Genomic DNA, 19213 nt, shown 5'->3' with positions numbered 1-19213 from the left:
GCACGAGGCCGGCGCTTTGATCACGATCAAACCTTTGAAGATTCCTGCAGCAGGTTCAGCCTGCCAGTACCGAAGCCTCGCGGGCCAGACGCTCGATCGCATCCCAGTCGCGGGTCTGCAGCAGCGCCGGGGTGGTAAGCCACGAACCGCCCACGCACAGCACGTTGGGCAGGTGCAGGAACTGCGGCGCGGTCTGCGCGCTGATGCCGCCGGTCGGGCAGAAGCGCACATCGGCGAACGGGCCATGCCAGGCGGCCAGCAGTGCGGCGCCACCGGCCTGCACTGCCGGGAAGAACTTGAAGGTGTCCTGGCCGTGCTCCAGGCCCAGGATCAGGTCCGAGGCGGTGGCGGCACCGGGCAGGTACGGCAGGTCGGCATCGCGCGCGGCGGCATACAGCGCCGGCGTGGCACCGGGGGAAACGGCAAAACGCGCACCGGCCTGCTTTGCCGCCTGCATCTGTGCGGCGTTGAGCACGGTGCCGGCGCCGATCACGGCATCGGGCACGGCCTCGACCATGGCCTTGATTGCATCCAGTGCCTGCGGCGTGCGCAGCGTCACTTCGATCACCGGCAGGCCACCGCGGAACAGTGCCTGGGCCACTTCGACCGCTTCATTCACATCTTCGGGGGTGTACACCGGAATCACCGGTGCCAGCTTCAACAGCGCGCGCAGGCGCGGATCAGCGCTGGACATGGTCTTGCTCCTTGCCCGACGGGGCATCGCGGATCGCCGCCGGGTCCGGCAGCGCAGCGGCGCATGATGCCACGTGGCTCACGAGGGTGCTGGTGGTGCCCCGCCCTGCCCCCCGCTCAGGCCGGGTCGGCCTGCAGTGCCTGGATGCGACGCTGGTACCAGTCACCACCGAGCGGATCGAACACCGCGGCCCGCTCCATCGGTGCCTCATACACATGCACCGAGATTGCCAGGGCCGCGTCGCTGGCATTGCGCAGGGTGTGGTACTCATGCGGTGGAATCAGGCTGCCAGCACTGCCGCAGCCCCCGCGCAGCGCGGCATGGCGACGGAAGCGGCAGCGCTCGCCGTTGCGCTCCAGCAGTTCATAGCGGGTGATCTCCAGTTCGCCCAACCACACTCCCTCCACACACCACATGGCATCGTGGTCGTGCAGCGGCGTGCCCTGCCCTGGGCCCCAGCTCATGGCAATCACGCTGTAGCCGTGTTCGCGGCTGTGGTAGAGCGGGCGTCGCGCGTAATGATCACCGACCGGACGATGCACGCACTCGGGAAGTTCGATGCGGCTGTCTGCGATGGCGTCCTGCAGTGCCAACTGCAGATCGGCGGTGATACGCCCGGCATCACCGGAGGTCATCGCCGCGTCGACGGCGGCGATCAACCGATCGCGGCCACGGAACGCCGGAAACGGAGAAGTCTGCAGGTCCATGCCCCGACTGTAGCGGAGCCTGGTTAAGGGAATGTTGGCGTTCGCGCGCGTCGCGCCCGCATTCATGGTGAACACGCGCGGAAGAACGGTTCAGATGCACATCAAGTAGAGCGATCACAATGGAACCTCGCGGAGCAGAAGCGGTCGAACACGACGCGATCCATCTTCGCTGCGACATTCCGCAACTTCGCGCCCCAACGGCGCAAGGCTAGAATTCTCCGACTTACCTGGTTCTATACATGTCAGTGCGAATTATTAGCGATGCCGCGTTGCCGGCATCGAAGGGCAAGGCTGCCACGATCAACGACATCGCACGACTGTCGGGAGTTTCCAAGAAAACGGTTTCAAGAATCATCAACAACTCGCCGCTGGTGCGCAAAGACACCCGCGACAAGGTCGAGGCGTTGATGCGCGAGGTCGGTTACGTGCCCGACCCCCTGGCGCGCGGGCTCGCGTTCCGCCGCTCCTTCCTGATCGGCCTGGTGTATGACGACCCGGGCGCCCAATGCATCGTCGACCTGCAGCAGGGCGCACTGGAAGCGCTGCGCGGCACCGGCTATGAGCTGGTGGTGCATCCCTGCGACAGCCAGTCCGCGGACTGCGCGCAGGGTGTGCGGCGCTTCGTGCAGCAGCAGAAACTGCATGGCGTGATCCTTGGCCCTCGCGCCTCCGAGTCGGTGGCGCTGACTGGAATGCTCGACGAGATCGAATGCCGCTACATCCGCATCAACGCGCATGCCTCTGACGACGAAGCACAGGTGGTGGTCACCCACGATCGCGACGGTGCAGCCGCTGCGGCGGGCTACCTGCTCTCGCTCGGCCACCGCGACATCGCGGTGATTGCCGGTCCGGGCGACCGCCGTACCGCACGCGAGCGTACCCATGGTTTCCTTGATCGGCTGGCCCAGGTGGGGCTGACCCTGCCGGGTGAGCGTGTGCTGGAAGCAGGCGATACGTTCGAGTCGGGCGTGCATGCCGCCGAGCGCCTGCTGATGGGCGAAGGACGGCCCAGTGCGATCTTCGCCGGCAACGATGAAATGGCGGCTGGCGTGTACCAGGTGGCGTTGCGTGCGGGCATCGCGGTGCCGCAGCAGTTGTCGATCGTCAGCTACGACGACAGCCCGCTGGCGTCGCGGTTGTGGCCCCCGCTGACCTCGGTGCGCCGCCACGTCTCCGACATCGGCCGCATGGCCGCTGCGATGCTGGTGCAGACCGACGTGCCGGATGCGCCGGCTGCGGCCAGTGTGCATCCACAGCTGATGGTGCGCGGTTCCTGCCGGGCGGTGGACGGCTGACTGCCCTGCCCTCGCCTGCACCGCAGCAGCAGTGCAGGCAAGCATCAATGAAAACGGCGCACCGGAGTGCGCCGTTTTCATTGGCAGGTTGCGCGTGCTTACACGTCGCCGCCGTCGGCCCAGCCTTCGCCGCTGCCCTTCTGGAACACGCGGTCATCGTCCTGCACGTCACCCGCCGGCAGATGCGACTGATCGGCCAGCGCGGCGTAGATCGGGGTGAAGTCCGGTGACGTTGCCTGCATCAGCTGTTCGAAGCTGTCGATGACGAAGTAGGTCTTCTGGAAGGTGTCGATGCGGTACTTCGTGCGCATGATCCGCTGCAGGTCGAAACCGATGCGGTTGGGCGCGGCCGATTCCAGCGAGTACAGCGATTCGCCCTTCGACGACACGATGCCGGCGCCGTAGATGCGCAGGCCTTCGGACGTATCGATCAGGCCGAACTCCACCGTGTACCAGTACAGGCGGGTCAGGTTCTGCAGCGCGTCCGGACCGATCGCGTGGGCTTTGACGCCGCCACGGCCATACGCCTCCATGTAGTCGGCGAATACCGGATTCATCAGCAGCGGCACATGGCCGAACAGATCGTGGAACAGGTCCGGCTCGGCGATGTAGTCGATCTGTTCCGGGCGACGGATCCACCAGGTCACCGGAAAACGACGGTTGGCCAGGTGGTCGAAGAAATCCAGCTCCGGCAGCAGGCCTTCGACACCGACCAGGGTCCAGCCGGTGGCGGCGCCGAGCACTTCGTTGAGCTGGTCGAAACGCGGAATCATGTGCGCGCTCATGCCCATCTCGTCCTGCGCATCCAGGAATTCCTGGCAGGCGCGGCCGACCAGCAGCTCGCGCTGGCGCTGGTACAGCGTGCTCCAGGTGGCGTGGTCGTCGGCGCTGTAGGTGTCCCACGGCTGCTCGACGAGCGCGGTGGTATACACCGGCACGTAGCCCTTGTCGGTCTGCTGGTGTTCGACGCGGCGGGGCTGGGCGAGGTCCATGGGGCACTCCGGGATGAGATACCCACGATGCTAGGGCAGGGCGCGCGCAACAGGGTTGCAAAAGTTGCGTCGATTGGCCTTGTTGGCGCAATATCCTTGCGTACTCACCATGTTGCGGGGCAACAATGGCCGGAGAAGTCCAGTTCGATCGCACGGATATACGTCTGCTGGCTGAAATCCAGCGGGATGGGCGCGCCACCAACGCCGAGCTGGCAACGCGGGTGAATCTCTCGCCCTCGGCCTGCCTGCGGCGCCTGCAGCGGCTGGAAAGCGAGGGCGTCATCGTCGGCTATGGCGCGCGGCTGGAACCACGGCAGCTGCGCCTGGGCCTGCAGGCCTTCGTGCGCGTGCAGCTGGAAAAGCACGACCAGGCCGCGATCGGGCACTTCGTCGACAGCGTGCAGGCCTGGGATGAAGTGGTGGCCTGCCATGCGCTGACCGGCGACATGGACTACCTGCTGCACGTCTACGTGCGCGACCTGGAGCACTTCTCGCGCTTCCTGCTGGACCGCCTGCTCAATGCCGGTGGCGTGGCCGATGCCAACTCCAGCTTCGTGCTGCGCACGGTGAAGGGCTTCCAGGCACTGCCGCTCTCGCAGCTGGAGCCCTGAGCGACCACCGGGCGAACCCGGTGGCCAGGCATCACGCCGTCAGCATTTGTCCTTGCGGCCCATCAGCTTGCCCAGGCGCGAGGCTTCCTCGCACTTCGGCGCGGCCACCGGCGCCGGTGCCGCCGCGGCGGCGCGTGCGCGCTGCAGCTGCTGGATCTTGGCGCGGATCTGCGGCATCGCCGCCATTGCGGCCTTTTCGCCTTCCAGGATGGCGGTGCCGCGCTGGCTGAAATCGGCAGCGCCGATGTCCAGCACCTTCGGGCGGATGACGATGTCGGCGCGCGCCAGTTCCTGCTCGCCCAGGCGTTGGCCCATGATCGAGATGGACTGGTTGACGATGCCCAGCATATCGGTCGGCGCTTTGCCGCTTGCCTTGCTGGAGATGTCCACGGCGATCACGAAGTCGGCGCCGAGCTGGCGCGCGGCATCCACCGGCACCGGGCTGACCACGCCGCCGTCGATGTAGTTGCGACCGCCGATCTTCACTGGCTCGAACACGCCGGGAATGCTGCTCGACGCGCGCACGGCCTGGCCGACATTGCCGCGCACGAAGATCGCGCGTTCGCCGGTTTCCAGCTGGGTGGCGACCGCGGCGAACGGTTTCTTCAGGCGCTCGGCAGGACGGTTGGCGACCTGCTCGTTGACGTAGTCCTGCAGCTTCTGGCCCTGCACCAGGCCGCCGGAGAACAGGCGCACGTCGCGGATGCTGGCTTCGTCCAGCGCGACCGCCTTGCTCTGCATCTGGAACGCGTCCATGCCGCTGGCATACAGCGCGCCAACGACGCTGCCGGCGCTGGTGCCGGACACCACGGCCGGCTCGAAGCCGTTGGCCTCGAGCATCTTGATCACGCCGATGTGGGCGAAGCCCTTGGCTGCGCCACCGCCGAGGGCGATACCGATCTTCACCGGCTTGGCCTGCGGCACCACGGTCGGCGCCGGCGGCGGCGTGGGGCGGACCGGGTCGCCACCGCAGCCGGCCAGCAGGCCGATCAGGGCGACGGACAGCAGCATGCGGGGGCGGAACAGGCTCATCGGCAGTGCGCTCGCGGCGCCGGATTCAGGAAAGGGCGCCAGCATACCGAAGCCGTGGTGGGCCGGGCAGGGTGGGGAGTCTCGCCCATTCAGGAAAGGGGGCCGGTAGGTGCCGACCTTGGTCGGCACGCGCAGATTCCAGTGCCGACCAAGGTCGGCACCCACCGAGATCCTGTGGTCAGAACCGGTTGTCGCCGTCCAGCATCCGGCCCAGGCCGCCCAGCACCGAACCCTCGCCGCGGTTCTGGCCACCGCCCTGCGGTGCGGCCATCCACATGCGGCCGGCCAGGCGCGAGAACGGCAGCGACTGCAGCCAGACCTTGCCGGGACCGGTCAGCGTGGCCAGGAACACGCCTTCGCCACCGAACAGCATGCTCTTGATGCCGGCGACCCGGCGCACATCCATGTCCACGGTCGCGTGGTAGGCCACCACGCAGCCGGTATCCACATCCAGCCGCTCGCCGGCCGCCAGCTCGCGCTCCACCACGCAGCCACCGGCGTGGATGAACACCCAGCCGTCGCCCTCCAGCTTCTGCATGATGAAACCTTCGCCGCCGAACAGGCCCGTCATGATCTTGCGCTGGAACTGCACGCCGATCTGCACACCGCGCGCGCCGGCCAGGAAGCTGTCCTTCTGGCAGATCAGGCGGCCGCCATGCTGGTCCAGCTTCATTGCCAGCACGGTGCCGGGGTAGGGCGCGGCGAAGGCGACCTTGCCCTTGCCGTGGCCGCTCTGGGTGTAGACGGTGGCGAACAGGCTCTCGCCGGTCAGCACGCGCTTGCCGGCGGCCATCACCTTGCCCATCAAACCGCCGCCCTGGTCGCCGGTGGCGGCACCGAACACCGTGTCCATCTGCACCGTTGCGTCCTTGAACATCAGTGCGCCGGCTTCGGCAATGGCGCTCTCGCCGGGATCAAGCTCGATTTCGACGAACTGCATTTCATGGCCGACGATGCGGAATTCGATGTCGTCGGCACGGCCGCTGGCGGCGGCGGGGACTGGCGGTGGGGTGTTGGGCATGCCCGGGGCCGCGGACTGCAGCTCGGCCACATCGGCAATAGGGGTCCATCCGCTCATGCCCTGGCACCAGGCCAGGGCGCGCGGGTTGGTCTGCGCATATCGGCGCGCGGCCTCGTCATCAAGCGGGCCGATACGCTCGGCCTGGGCGGAGGCATGGAAGTACCACTGGGTCATCGCGGTGGCTCCGCAGGGTTGGAAAACCCCGAGTCTAGCGAGCGACCCGGCCGCCGGGCGACGCGGCCATGAACGGCCGGCATTTGCGGGGCAGGTGCTGTATTGCAACAATTATCTGGTAGCGCCGTTTTACCACCCCTCCAAACACAGCCTACCGCCATGTCTCCGACCCGCACTTCCCGTGGCCGCCTTCCGGTCGCGCGCCCCCTCGTTGCTGCTCTTTCCGCCCTGCTGCCGCTGGTAGCAGCCGCCCAGGAAACCCCCGCCGCCAAGGATCCGGTTGCCCTCGATGCCCTGCAGGTGACCGCGCAGCGCCGTGTCGAGAACGCCAAGGACGTGCCGGTTGCGATCAGCGCGATCCAGGGCGAGAAGCTCGATGTGCTGGGTTCGGCGGGTGATGACATCCGCTTCCTGGCCGCACGCGTGCCCAGCCTCAACATCGAGTCCTCCTACGGCCGTGCCTTCCCGCGCTTCTACATCCGCGGCCTCGGCAACACCGACTTCGACCTCAACGCTTCGCAGCCGGTGTCGCTGGTGTACGACGACGTGGTGCAGGAAAGCCCGCTGCTGAAGGGCTTCCCGCTGTTCGACCTGGCCAACGTGGAAGTGCTGCGCGGCCCGCAGGGCACGCTGTTCGGCCGCAACACCCCGGCCGGCGTGGTCAAGTTCGATTCGGCGCGCCCGTCGCAGGATGCCGACGGCTACGTGCGCGTGGGCTATGGCAGCTACAACAGCTGGAACGTGCAGGGTGCCTACGGCGGCCCGCTGACCGATCGCTGGTCGGCGCGCGTGTCGGCCATCTACCAGCGCCGTGACGACTGGGTCGACAACACCCGTGCCGGCGCACCCAACAGCGGTTTCGAAGGCTATGACGAAGCTGCCGGCCGCGTGCAGTTCCTGTACGAAGGCGACGACTTCGAAGCACTGTTCAACCTGCACAAGCGCAAGCTCAACGGCACCGCTCGCCTGTTCCGCGCCAACATCATCGAAAAGGGCGGCAATTCACTGGTCGAGAACTTCGACCGCGACAAGGTCGCCAACGACGGCGTCAACTTCTCCGACCTGAAAACCTGGGGCGGCAGCGCGCGCCTGCAGTGGAACCTCGGCTCGGTGACCCTGCATTCGATCACCGGCTACGAGACCGCCGAATCGCTCAACCGCGGCGACATCGACGGTGGCTACGGCGCGGCGTTCCTCGGTGCGGGCAACTCCGGCCCAGGCCTCATCCCGTTCTCGTCCGAGTCGGCCGACGGCCTGCCGCACCACCGCCAGTGGACCCAGGAATTCCGCGTTGAATCCAACGAATGGGGTCGCTTCGACTGGCAGGCCGGCGTTTTCTACTTCGATGAAGACGTGACCATCAACAACTTCAACTACGACTCGCTGACCCCGGGCAACCCGCAGACCGGCCACGTGGTGCAGAACCAGCGCAACAAGGCGTGGGCGGTGTTCGCCTCGGGTGACTTCGATGTCACCGACCGCTTCAAGCTGCGTGCCGGCGTGCGCTATACGCAGGACAAGAAGGACTTCAGCGCCAGCGTGCTGCAGGCCGTGCCGTTCGGTACCCCGGTCAGTGGCCCGTATCTGGCCAACACCGACGTCAACGACGTCAGCTGGGATGTCAGCGGCGTGTACAAGCTGACCGACAACGTGAATGCCTACGCCCGCGTGGCCAAGGGCTTCCGTGCGCCGTCGATCCAGGGCCGCCTGGCCTTCGCGCCGGGCCTGTCTCAGGCCGATTCGGAGAAGGTGATCTCGTACGAAGCCGGCATCAAGGCCGACCTGTTCGAGCGTCGTGCGCGCCTGGGCTTGAGCGTGTTCCGCTACAACGTCGATGGCCAGCAGCTGATCGCGGTGGGCGGCACCAACAACACCGCCACCCTGCTCAACGCCGACAAGACCATCGGCCAGGGCGTGGAGCTGGACCTGGAAGCCTACCTGGCTGACAACGTCCTGTTGACCTTCGGCAGCAGCTACAACGACACCGAGATCAAGGACAAGGATCTGGCGGTGGCGATCTGCGGCGGTGGCTGCACCATCAACGACCCGACCACCGTCATCAACGGTGGCACCTACGCACTGGTGAACGGCAACCCGCTGCCGCAGGCGCCGAAGTGGATCCACAACGCGACCCTGCGCGTCGGCTTCCCGCTCAGCGATGGCAGCGAGCTGTATGCCTACACCGATTGGGCCTACCGCAGCGCGGTGAACTTCTTCATCTACGAGTCGCCGGAATTCCGCGGCCGTAGTTCGCTGGAAGGCGGCCTGCGCCTGGGTTACAACTGGGATTACGGCCAGTACGATGTGGCGGTGTTCGGCCGCAACCTGACCAACCAGACCCGTGTGGTCGGCGCGATCGACTTCAACAACCTGACCGGCTTCCTCAACGAGCCGCGTACCTGGGGCGTGGAGTTCACCGCGAAGTTCTGATGCGGTCGATCGTGATGCAATGAAGAAGGGCCGGCGCAATGCCGGCCCTTCTGCTGTATGGGGTCAGAGCCCTTTCCTGCGGAAAGGGATCCGACCCCGGATCGCCGCTTACAGCGCGCTCTGCGGGCGCACCTTCAGCACCGCATTCTCGGTAGCGCAGTCGCGGCTGGAGTGCAGGCCGGCCTTGCGCGCGGCAGCGATCTCCTTGCGTGCGGCCAGCAGATCCTTGTTGAACGCGGCGTTGTCGTGCAGGCGGGCCACGGCGGCGGCGCCCATGAAACGGCCTTCGAGGATGTCGCTCTGCCAGTGCACGTTGCACACCAGGCGGCTCTCGCCGTAGTTGCGGCCACGCGCCTGGATGGCATCGGCGCGGTCCGGTGCGATCTCCGACAGGATCAGTGCCCAGGCCCAGCCGATCGAGGTGTGGCCGGACGGGTAGGAGCCGTTCTTGCGCAGGCCTTCCTCGTCCTTCGGCGAGCAGGTCGGCTCACCGTTGACCATGAACGGGCGCGGGCGCTGGTAGTGGTTCTTGGCCGCCTTGGTGGCGGCGCTGGCGTCGATCCGGCTGCGCTCGAGCAGGCGGTACAGCGCCGGGGTCTTCACTGCATCGACGTCGATGTCGGCGGCGCAGGAGAAGTGGTTGGCGCCTTCGGGGAAGCCGAGTTCGGCATCGACGCCGGCCTGGGCGAAGCGCGGGCTGCCACGCAGCGCGCGGGCTTCACGGCTGACCTGTTCGTCCAGCGCGAGGGCGGCCGAACCGGCCACCGGCGGTGCCGGCACCAGGTCGAGGCTGGCCGGAACCGCACTCTTGTCCAGATAGCCCACCGCCTTGGTGGTGATGTTGGCTTCGACGGCGGTCGGCTTGGCGGCGGTGGCGGCACAACCAGCCAGGGCCACGGCAACGGCGAGGCCGAGCAGGGGGCGGGCGGGGTGGGAAATCAGCGACATGGACGGGCTCCGGAGGAAAAACATCGCGTCATGATCGCAGCCCGTATGCGACACCGCAGTGGCCATCGGTCATACGGCCAGACCCGGCATGGTCATCGCAGCAGTATGAAAAACGTCATCGAGTGTCGTCAGTCTCCTGAATCCGGGCGCAGCGCACGGACTTTCACGCGGCCGCGCCGTGAGCATCGGCACAACGGTGATCGAGACGCCGTCCAGTTCCAGCCGGGTCGGGGGGATCCGCTGACAGAGGGAGAGAAGCGATGCGCAGCACCGCAACAGGAAGTACCGTCCTGGCCCTGCTCCTCGGGCTGGCAACCGCCCAAGCGCAAGCCGCCGACGTGGTCGGCGTGGCCTTCGTGCATGGCACCGGCGCGCAGACCAATGCCACCCAGGACTACTGGCAGCCGGCGATCATCGACACCGTCCGCCAGGGCCTGCCGAACAGCAGCAACTATGTGGTCATCAACTGCGACTTCACCCAGTACATGTGGAAGCCGGAAGCCGCCGGCTGCCTGGCCAACCAGCTGACCGGCTTCATCGACAGCCGCGGCATCACCCAGCTGGTGGTGATCACCCACTCCAATGGCGGCAACGTGATGCGCTGGATCCTGTCCAATCCGACCTACGACAGCCGCTATCCGAAGATCATCCGCACGGTGCGCAAGGTCAACGCGCTGGCGCCGTCTTCTGCCGGCACACCGCTGGCCGATGCGGTGCTCAACGGCAATACCTTCGAAACCTCGCTGGGCTGGTTGCTGGGTTACAAGAACGACGCGGTGCGCCAGCAACAGGTGGCAAGCATGGCCACCTACAACGCGCAGAACCTCTACGGCACCGCCGGTCGCCCTGCGCTGCCCAAGCCGTTCCGTGCGGTGGTCGGCAGCGACGTGGAGTCGGCCGTGTGGGACAGCAACAGTTACTGCGGTGGCTATGCCGCCAACGTCGGCCTGGAATTCACCCAGAACTGGTTGTCGTCCTGCTCCGATGGCTTCCTGGAGTGCAGCAGCCAGAAGGCTGCCGGCACCACCTGGTTCACCGACAAGGCGCGTACCCAGGGTGCAGAACCGCTCAGCCATAACCAGAGCCGCCGCGAGTGCTTCGGCCTCGGCACCCTTCTGCGCAACGACCTGACCCAGTGAGGAAAACGACCATGACGATCCATTCCACCTTGCTGGCCAGCGCCGTGCTGGCAGTGCTGTCCCTGTCCACAGCGCAGGCCGCACAGCCGCTGCAGGCCGTCCGCGCAGGCGATCAGGTGCCCGCCGCCCTGGTGGCCGCGCCGCTGCCCACCGATGAAAGCGAACACGCGCCGCTGGCCTTTGCCTGGGCCTTGGACCCGACGCAACCGCTGCAGCCGACCACGCCGTATGCCTCGGTCAGTCGCAGCTACTGGCAGCAGGTCGATGGCACGCAGTTGCAACGCGGCCTGGACCTGCCGCTGACGGCGCCGGATGCGGTGATCCAGCTGAGCCCGGCCGACGGTGCCCGCGCACTGCCGGCCAACTCCCTGCAGGTGCGCGACCCGGCCGGACGCAGCAGCGTGGCGCGCAGTGTCGATGCGCGCGCGCTGCAGGATGCCGGCATGCCGGTGAGCGATGGCAGCAGCATGCTGCGTACCGGCGCGACCAGTGCAGTCGGTGCGTATACGCTGCAGAGCGCGCAGGCGCAGGGTCGCTATGTGGTGCAGGTACTGGAACCGAACAGCCCGCTGCGGCTGGAGGTGCAGGCCAACCAGGCGCAGGTGCTGGCCGGCGGCAGTGTGCAGCTGCAGGCACGCCTGCTGGAAGACGGTACCTCCGCCGCAGCGTTGGCGTCGCGTCGCGGCAGCCTGGGCGGTGAAGCGTTGCTGGTCGCACCGGATGGCCGCAGCTGGCCGCAACGGCTGCTGCGCACCACCGATGGTGCGCTGCGCGCGCAGGTAAGGATCCCGGCCGATGTCGGAACCGTTCAGGGGCTGTGGGAACTGCAGGTGTTCGCGCAGGCCGACGGTGTGCTGCGCGATGGCAAGGTCGCCTTCGCGGTGGCACGGCCGACTGCCCGCTTCAGTGGACAGGCCGCACCGGACCCGGACACCCGCCGGGTGGCACTGCCCCTGCAGGTGGCTGCAGCCGGTCGCTACGAAGCGCGCGGCACGCTGTACGCCACTGCCCGCGATGGCCAATTGAAGCCGGTTGCACAGGCGCACGCGGCGGCGTGGTTCGATGGCCCGGGCGCAGGCCAGCTGGTGCTGCCGTTCGACCAGGCTGCGTTGCCGGCTGGCTTCGGCGCACCGTACGAGCTGCGCGACCTGCAGCTGCAGGACCAGAGCCGGATGGCACCGATCGAGTCGCGCGCGCTGGCGTTGCGGTTCTGAGGGAGGCGGCGGCGGGCCGGGCTCTCGGCACCTAATGTGCCAGAGTCGCAAGAGATAAGAGCCGAGCCCATGCTCGGCTGCGCGCCGGTCAGATCACGCAGAGCGCCGCGCTTCTCGCGGTGAGCCGAGCATGGGCTCGGCTCTACAACATGCTGCGCTGCACACGTTTCACAGCCCTGAACCGCGCCACCACGAACTGTGTCGAAAACGACACTTTGCAACTAATTGCATGGGATCAGCCAAGGGCAGCCGGGACACTGGCGTCCGATCAGGATATGCCAAGACGACTTGCCCTGTGCATCACCCGCTCTTCACCCCACTGAGCGCATTCAGCAGCGTGCGATAGCAAGCTCATCCGGAAACCTGACCGAACCATCTTCCATCAAGAGCGTCCCATGCATCGCGAGTTCCAAACCCGCCGCCGCTTTCGCCTGCTGCCGCTGACGCACGGTCTGTTGCTGGCCCTTGCCGCAGCTCCCCTGCAGCCTGCACTGGCCCGCAACCTTGATGGGCAATCGGCCACAGTGCGTGAAAGCAGCACCGTAGAGGCCTGGAATCTGATCAATGGCTCCTCTTTGACGGTTGACGGGGGCCGCACGGAGGAGATCACCAGCAAAGACTCGCTGGTGACGCTGCGCAATGGCCGCGTCGAAGCGCTGGCCAGTGGAGGGAGGGCAAACATCGTACTTCGAGGCACATCAGCGCTGGATATGACGAACAGCACGCTGCATGACGGGGGCGTGGAGGTCAATGATCTTTCCATCGCACGCATTACTGGAAGCACCCTGCATTCGGTCGGCGCCAATAGGGGGTTCAGCGTCGGCATCTCCCTTGGAATGTCGCCAAGCACATCCGATGCCAACAGCACGCTCATCGTCGATTCTTCCTTCGTGCGGGCCGAGGCCTCGCCAGGTGCAGTCAACCTCAGCAACGGCCACGCCGTGCGGCTTCAGCAGGGCACTGCCATCCTGCAGAACCGCACCCGCGTAGAGGGCGCAAACTCCGGCGTACTGCTGTTGGGTGGCACTTACAGCGCTCTTCTCGGCCAGCCGATTACCCTGCGCGTGGACAATGCCCAGGTTGCCTCGGACAACGGCGCAGCCATCTGGGTGGCGCCGCGCAGGCTGGTGCGCTACGACATCACCGTCGCCAACGGTTCGCAGCTGTCCGGCGGTGATGGCCATCTGCTGCTGGTGCGTCCTGATGGCGTAGCTACGAGTGAGGCCCAGGTCTATTTCACCGTGGACGACGCCCGGCTGGGCGGTGACATCACCTTCGATACCGACCGCGTCAGCGGAAACCTGGACGTCGTGCTGCGCAACAAGGCGCAGATTGACGGGCGCTTCAATGGCGTCACCTCGGCCGACATCGGCAGCGACAGCACCTGGCTGATGACTGGCGACAGCACTGTCGGCCAGCTCACCCTCGGCGCCACTGGCACCATCGGCCTGGGTGACGCCAGCACCTTCAACACGCTCACCGTGGATGAATTCACCGGCAACGGCGGCACCCTACTGTTCAACACCGTGCTGGGCGACGACACCTCGCTGACCGACACGCTGGTGATCACAGGCGATGCCAACGGCCAGGCCAATGTGCGCGTGCTCAACGCCGGCGGCGCCGGTGCCAAGACCGACCGCGGCATCGAGCTGATCGACATCGGTGGCGCGTCCAATGCGCAGTTCGATCTGGTCGGCCGCGCGGTGGGTGGGCAGTACGAGTACTTCCTGGTGAAGGACGCCAACGGCAACTGGTACCTGCGTTCGGAAATGACCACCACGCCGGACCCGTGCAAGATCGACCCGACCTTGCCGGACTGCACCCCGATCACGCCGATCGATCCCATCGACCCGGTGCCCGTGCTGCGCCCGGAAGCCGGTGCCTACCTGGCCAACCAGTTCGCGCTGGACCAGATGCTGCGCCATCAGTACCGCGACCGCCAGGGCGGCGCTGCGGCGCCGGACGGCATTCGTGGCTGGGCCCGCGTGGATGCAACCCAGAGCAAGCTGGGCGCCGTGCATGACCAGCTCGACCTGCGCGTGGACCGCTCGCGCCTGCAGCTGGGCACCGATCTGGGCGTGTTCGACGACGGCCGTGGCCGCGTGGGCGTGATGGGCACGTTGGCGCAGTCCAGTGCCACCTCGCGTTCGCAGCTGACCGGCTACAGCGCACGCGGCAAGGTGGAAGGCGGCGCGCTGGGCGTGTATGGCAACTGGGCCACCGATGCGCTGTATGTGGATGCCAGCGTGCAGCGCGGCCAGTTCCGCAACCGCGTGCAGGGCGAGGGCCTGGCCGAGGAACGCTATGACTCGGATATCTGGCAGAGCTCGGTGGAAGCGGGCTACCGCTTCGGTGTCGGGCAGATCGGCAACACCGCGTTGAGCCTGCAGCCGGAACTGCAGCTGATCTACACCGATGCCAAGACGGATGTGCATACCGAAAGCAACGGCACCGTGGTGCGTGCCGCCGGCAACAGTGGCCTGGCCGGCCGTGCCGGCCTGCGGCTGCAGGGTGAATCGCGCTCGGCGACGGGCGCCTCGGTCAGCCCGTATCTGGCAGCCAACTGGTACCGCGATGGTGCCGGCAATGGCATCGCCTTCGATGATGAAGTGCTGAAGGCCGGCATTCCGCGCAACCGCTATGAACTGAGTGCGGGTGCGCGCGTGGAATTCCGCTCCGACTTCAGCGCGTGGGGCGGGCTGGGCGTGATGTGTGGTGATCACGGCTACCGCGAAGCGACGGCGAACGTGAGCGTTGCGTACAAGTGGTGATGTAGTTGAAGCAACGGCGCCAAAGAGATCCGGCGCCGCTTTTGTTTTGACTCGGCACGACCGGTGCACCCTGCTTTCTGCTTTTTTGTAGAGCCGAGACCATGCTCGGCTGCCGTTTGCCGTAATCAGAAGCGGCCGAGCGTGGGCTCGGCTCTATAACGGCATGTCGATTACCCCGCGTACGCGGTCAGCCGGCCTTCCTGCTCGACCACCGTGATCGCGCCGCCGAAGACCGCCGACAGCGGCTCGTTGCGCAGCAGCTCGGCGCGGGTGCCGTCGGCCAGTACGCGGCCGTCGCGCAGCAGCACCACCCGCTCGATCTCGGGAATGATCTCTTCGATGTGGTGGGTCACCAGCACCAGGGTGATGCCCTGCTGGGCCAGCACTCGCATGGTCGCCACCAGCTGCTCGCGGGCGACCAGGTCCAGGCCGGTGGAGGGCTCGTCCAGCAGCAGCGCCTGTGGCCGGTTGACCAGCGCCCGTGCGATCAGCACGCGGCGGGTTTCGCCGGCGGACAGCTCGGCATACGCGCGCCCGCGCAGGGACAGGGCGCCGGTCATCGCCAGTGTCTCGCCAACTCGTTCTTGCATGTCGGCGGTCACTTCGCGGAAGGCCGGCACCACGTAGCTGGCGAAGAAGCCGGACAGCACCGCCTGCTCCACCGTCAGCCCGGGCATGTCGGCTAGGTTGCTGCTGAGGTCGCCAGTGACGATGCCCAGCTGTGAGCGCAGCCGGTCGACCTGCCAGCGGTTCTGCCCCAGCACCTTCACCGCCACCGTGCCGTCGGCCTGCGCCAGCGGGTACAGCTCGCGGGTGATCAGCTTGATGAAGGTCGACTTGCCGCAGCCGTTGGGGCCGAGCAGGGCGGTGTGCTGGCCCTGCGCGATGCGCAGGCTGAGTCCGTGCAGCACCTTCACCTGGCCGCGCACCACGGTGGCGCGGTCCAGTTCGATCAACGGCGGCAGTTCCCCGGCGGACGGGGCAACGGTAACGGCGCAGGCGCGCGGATCAAGGCTCGACAACTCAGGTCCCCAACTGTGAACGGTGCCTCGGATGGCGATGCGAAGCACCGCCGCAGGGATGCAGTTTGCAACGCAAGCGCCCATGATGTCTGCCATACCTGTGTCGCTCTGGAGAGCCGCCATGCCTGATGCCCTGATGTCCCTGCTGACCGGTGGCGTGCTAGGCCTGGGCTGGTGGCAGCTGGCCCTGGTGCTGCTGGTCTTCACCCAGCTCACGATCTTCTCGGTCACGCTTTACCTGCACCGCAGCCAGGCGCACCGGGGCGTGGACTTCCACCCGGTGGTCGCGCACTTCTTCCGCTTCTGGACCTGGCTGACCACCTCGATGATCACCAAGGAGTGGGTGGCGATCCATCGCAAGCACCACGCCAAGGTGGAAACCGAGGACGACCCGCACAGCCCGGTTACCCGTGGCATCGGCCAGGTGTTCTGGCGCGGCGTGGAGCTGTACCGCGAAGCACGCGGCCTGCGCGGGGACATCGAACAGTACGGTCGCGGCACTCCGGACGACGCGATCGAGCGCCGCCTGTATACCCCCTATGCAACCTTCGGCCCGGTGCTGCTGTTTGCGATCAACACGGTGCTGTTCGGCCTGCCGGGCGTCGCCCTGTGGGCGATCCAGATGGCGTGGATCCCGTTCTGGGCCGCCGGCGTGGTCAATGGCCTGGGCCACTGGTGGGGCTATCGCAACTACGAATCGGCCGACACCTCCACCAACCTGACGCCGTGGGCGTTCTGGATTGGTGGCGAGGAACTGCACAACAACCACCATGCGTTCCCCAGTTCGGCGCGCTTTGCGATGCGGCGCTGGGAATTCGACATCGGCTGGAGTGCGATCCGCCTGCTGCAGGCATTGCGCCTGGCCAAGGTCCTGCGTGTCGCGCCGGCCATGGACGTGCGCCCGAACATCGCCGTGCCCGACGCCGATACCCTGAAGGCACTGCTGTCGCATCGCTTCCAGGCGATGACCGACTACCAGCGCAACGTGTTCATGCCGGCATTGCGCGAGGAAGCACGACACGCGGGTGCCAAGCTGCGCCGGTTGCTGCCGCGCCGGCTGCGTCGCGGCCTGGTCAACGACGGCCGCTGGTTGAAGCCGGACAGCCGCGCGCAGCTCAGCGAATGGGTCGCCCAGCGCCCGCGCATCCGCACCCTGGTGGAATATCGCGCGCGCCTGGCAACGCTGCTGGAAGCACGCGGCCATGATGCCGCCGAGCGCCTGCGTCAACTGCAGGCCTGGTGCCGCGAGGCCGAGGAAAGCGGCATTGCCGCGCTGCAGGCCTATGCCGCGCGACTGAAGGGCTACACCCTGGTGGGCGGATGAGGGCTGCGCTGACGGCATTGCTGCTGGCCGCCGTGTGCGCACCTGCCGTGCAGGCCCAGGTCAGCGACACTGCCAGCTATCTGCAGCGCATGGACAGCGATGGCGACGGCAAGGTCAGTGAAGCCGAGTACCTGCAGTGGATGCTGTACGCCTTCGATCGCATGGACCGCAACGGTGATGGCGTGCTGAGCGCCGATGAGCTGCCCGGTGGCAAGGGCAGGGCCATCACCCGCGAACAGCAGCGGCAGACGATCGTGCAGCGCTTCCACAAGCAGGACGCCAACGGTGACGGGTTCCTGGATGCACGGGAACTTTCGGCGCCGCCGCGCTGACCATGGATGACCGGATGGACGACGAACTCCTCGCCGAATGGCTCGATTTCTGCGCTGGGCGCAGCGAGCAGGAAGACTGGTATTTCTCCGGCCTGCTGCAGGGCGTGACCGACGGGGACACACTGGCGGCCGTGTTCGCCGCTTTCCCGCATGCCGACGAACTGCGGTCGCGCGCGCTGGACCTGCTCGCCGCCGGCCACTGGGGCGACCACCTGTACCTGCAACCGGCCATCGCCGGTAATGCACAGGCACGGGCGGCTGCCGCGCGCGCCTGGCTGGACGAGCTGGCGCGCGTGGCCGGCGCTGCTGGTGAACCCGGCCTGCAGGCCACGCTGCGCGAGGTGCCCGTGGTGGCTGCTCCGGCCGAGCGCCTGGAAGCGGCGTTACGCGGGTCGGGCCCGGCCGACTACCTGCACGATGTCATCTGCGATGCGGTGCATGAGGCGCGCACGCTGGACAGCCCACAGATGGCCGCGCTCGACGAGGCGCTGTATCACATCGCCTCCGATCTCTATCTGGGCTGGTACATCACCCAGCCCTTGGCCCCGATGGCGATCGACTTCGCCCCCTACCTGGCGTTCTGGAGGCTGGGCGGACGTGGCGCGCTGGTCGAGGGCGCCTTCCTGGTCGAAGCGAACGACCTGGAATCGTAGCCGGTGCCGGGCTTCGCACGGCCCGGCGTAGAATCACCCCATGCCCGAACTACCCGAAGTAGAAACCACCCGCCGCGGCCTGGCGCCGCACCTGCAGGGCCGCCGCGTGCACGGCGTGATCCTTCGCCGCGCCGACCTGCGCTGGCCGATTCCGCCGGAAGTAGCCGAGCTGCTGCCAGGGCAGCGCATCGAGGACATCCGTCGGCGCGCCAAGTACCTGCTGCTGGATACCGCCATCGGCAGCGCGGTGCTGCACCTGGGCATGTCCGGCAGCCTGCGCGTGCTGCCTGGCGATACCCCGCTGCGTGCCCACGACCACGTCGACATCAGCCTGGACAACGGTCGCCTGCTGCGCTTCAACGACCCGCGCCGCTTCGGCAGCCTGCTCTGGCAACCCGCCGGCGAGGTCCACCCACTGCTGCAGGGGCTGGGTCCGGAGCCGCTGGATGATGCCTTTGACGGCAGCTATCTGTTTGCCCGCAGCCGTGGACGCAGCGCGCCGGTGAAGACCTTCCTGATGGACCAGGCGGTGGTAGTGGGGGTGGGCAACATCTACGCCGCCGAGAGCCTGTTCAAGGCCGGCATCAGCCCGCTGCGCGAGGCCGGGAAGATCTCACGCGAGCGCTACCAACGGCTGGCCGACGCGGTGAAGGAGATCCTGGGCTACGCCATTACCCGTGGCGGCACTACGCTGCGTGATTTCATCAGTCCCGATGGTGCGCCGGGCTACTTCGAGCAGGAACTGCTGGTGTACGGCCGCGACGGCCTGCCCTGCCCGAACTGTGGCCGCACGCTGAAGCACGCCACCATTGGCCAGCGCGCCAGCGTCTGGTGCAGCCACTGCCAGCGCTGAG

Annotated in this window: 17 protein-coding genes; 10 read left to right on the top strand and 7 right to left on the bottom strand. The window is 67.1% G+C overall.

Features of this window, described 5'->3' with window-relative positions:
* Window positions 1-55: 55 nt before the first annotated feature.
* The gene (gene eda, locus V9K93_RS18200) at window positions 56-694 is read right to left on the bottom strand and encodes a bifunctional 4-hydroxy-2-oxoglutarate aldolase/2-dehydro-3-deoxy-phosphogluconate aldolase (RefSeq protein WP_046985036.1); all 639 of its coding nucleotides are present in this window, start codon (window positions 692-694) and stop codon (window positions 56-58) included.
* 116 nt (window positions 695-810) lie between these two features.
* Window positions 811-1401, bottom strand: coding sequence for a cysteine dioxygenase family protein (locus V9K93_RS18195; RefSeq protein WP_046985035.1), 591 nt, complete (start codon window positions 1399-1401; stop codon window positions 811-813).
* Window positions 1402-1640: 239 nt separating this feature from the next.
* Here V9K93_RS18195 and V9K93_RS18190 point away from each other — a divergent pair, with 239 nt between their 5' ends.
* On the top strand, window positions 1641-2696 hold the full coding sequence (locus V9K93_RS18190; RefSeq protein WP_337302977.1) for a LacI family DNA-binding transcriptional regulator: 1056 nt from the start codon (window positions 1641-1643) through the stop codon (window positions 2694-2696).
* Window positions 2697-2794: 98 nt separating this feature from the next.
* Here the strand turns inward: V9K93_RS18190 and phhA are convergent, their stop codons facing one another.
* Window positions 2795-3688 (bottom strand): phenylalanine 4-monooxygenase, encoded by an 894-nt coding sequence (gene phhA / locus V9K93_RS18185; RefSeq protein WP_295381612.1) that lies wholly within the window; start codon window positions 3686-3688, stop codon window positions 2795-2797.
* 125 nt (window positions 3689-3813) lie between these two features.
* Here phhA and V9K93_RS18180 point away from each other — a divergent pair, with 125 nt between their 5' ends.
* On the top strand, window positions 3814-4299 hold the full coding sequence (locus V9K93_RS18180; RefSeq protein ID WP_046985032.1) for an Lrp/AsnC family transcriptional regulator: 486 nt from the start codon (window positions 3814-3816) through the stop codon (window positions 4297-4299).
* A gap of 39 nt (window positions 4300-4338) precedes the next feature.
* Here V9K93_RS18180 and V9K93_RS18175 read toward each other — a convergent pair whose 3' ends face one another.
* Window positions 4339-5331, bottom strand: coding sequence for a patatin-like phospholipase family protein (locus V9K93_RS18175; RefSeq protein WP_019337382.1), 993 nt, complete (start codon window positions 5329-5331; stop codon window positions 4339-4341).
* A gap of 178 nt (window positions 5332-5509) precedes the next feature.
* On the bottom strand, window positions 5510-6526 hold the full coding sequence (locus tag V9K93_RS18170; protein WP_337302976.1) for a TIGR00266 family protein: 1017 nt from the start codon (window positions 6524-6526) through the stop codon (window positions 5510-5512).
* Window positions 6527-6685: 159 nt separating this feature from the next.
* Here V9K93_RS18170 and V9K93_RS18165 point away from each other — a divergent pair, with 159 nt between their 5' ends.
* Window positions 6686-8956: a TonB-dependent receptor gene (locus V9K93_RS18165; protein ID WP_046985030.1), complete on the top strand. Its 2271-nt coding sequence runs from the start codon at window positions 6686-6688 to the stop codon at window positions 8954-8956.
* Window positions 8957-9064: 108 nt separating this feature from the next.
* Here the strand turns inward: V9K93_RS18165 and V9K93_RS18160 are convergent, their stop codons facing one another.
* Window positions 9065-9904, bottom strand: coding sequence for an acid phosphatase (locus V9K93_RS18160; protein ID WP_100442918.1), 840 nt, complete (start codon window positions 9902-9904; stop codon window positions 9065-9067).
* A gap of 260 nt (window positions 9905-10164) precedes the next feature.
* Here V9K93_RS18160 and V9K93_RS18155 point away from each other — a divergent pair, with 260 nt between their 5' ends.
* From V9K93_RS18155 to V9K93_RS18145, 3 genes are all read left to right on the top strand, one after another.
* Window positions 10165-11043 carry a hypothetical protein gene (locus V9K93_RS18155; RefSeq protein ID WP_253077926.1) on the top strand — a complete coding sequence of 293 codons (879 nt, stop codon included), beginning with the start codon at window positions 10165-10167 and terminating at the stop codon, window positions 11041-11043.
* An 11-nt stretch (window positions 11044-11054) separates the two neighbouring features.
* A complete protein-coding gene (locus tag V9K93_RS18150; protein ID WP_337302975.1) occupies window positions 11055-12257 on the top strand; it encodes a DUF4785 domain-containing protein in 1203 nt (400 codons plus the stop codon).
* Window positions 12258-12652: 395 nt separating this feature from the next.
* On the top strand, window positions 12653-15028 hold the full coding sequence (locus V9K93_RS18145; protein ID WP_337302974.1) for an autotransporter family protein: 2376 nt from the start codon (window positions 12653-12655) through the stop codon (window positions 15026-15028).
* A gap of 170 nt (window positions 15029-15198) precedes the next feature.
* On the opposite strand, the gene V9K93_RS18140 is transcribed toward V9K93_RS18145, so the two are convergent.
* Window positions 15199-15984 (bottom strand): ABC transporter ATP-binding protein, encoded by a 786-nt coding sequence (locus V9K93_RS18140; protein ID WP_046984689.1) that lies wholly within the window; start codon window positions 15982-15984, stop codon window positions 15199-15201.
* A 187-nt stretch (window positions 15985-16171) separates the two neighbouring features.
* On the opposite strand from V9K93_RS18140, the gene V9K93_RS18135 reads away from it, so the two are divergent.
* From V9K93_RS18135 to mutM, 4 genes are read left to right on the top strand one after another with little or no spacing between them, the layout of a single operon-like run.
* On the top strand, window positions 16172-17374 hold the full coding sequence (locus V9K93_RS18135) for a DesA family fatty acid desaturase (protein WP_046984690.1): 1203 nt from the start codon (window positions 16172-16174) through the stop codon (window positions 17372-17374).
* Window positions 17371-17706: an EF-hand domain-containing protein gene (locus tag V9K93_RS18130; RefSeq protein WP_046984691.1), complete on the top strand. Its 336-nt coding sequence runs from the start codon at window positions 17371-17373 to the stop codon at window positions 17704-17706. Before V9K93_RS18135 ends, V9K93_RS18130 begins: the two co-directional genes overlap by 4 nt.
* A 14-nt stretch (window positions 17707-17720) precedes the next feature.
* Complete coding sequence (locus V9K93_RS18125) at window positions 17721-18359, top strand: hypothetical protein (RefSeq protein WP_046984706.1); 639 nt, start codon at window positions 17721-17723, stop codon at window positions 18357-18359.
* A 40-nt stretch (window positions 18360-18399) separates the two neighbouring features.
* The gene (mutM, locus tag V9K93_RS18120; protein WP_046984692.1) at window positions 18400-19212 is read left to right on the top strand and encodes a bifunctional DNA-formamidopyrimidine glycosylase/DNA-(apurinic or apyrimidinic site) lyase; all 813 of its coding nucleotides are present in this window, start codon (window positions 18400-18402) and stop codon (window positions 19210-19212) included.
* Window position 19213 lies beyond the last annotated feature (1 nt).

It is taken from the genome of Stenotrophomonas sp. CCNWLW162, from assembly GCF_037203745.1.
Classification (GTDB): domain Bacteria; phylum Pseudomonadota; class Gammaproteobacteria; order Xanthomonadales; family Xanthomonadaceae; genus Stenotrophomonas; species Stenotrophomonas maltophilia_AQ.
Note: the sequence above shows the minus strand (reverse complement) of the source record. Positions and strands in the feature narration are given on the sequence as shown.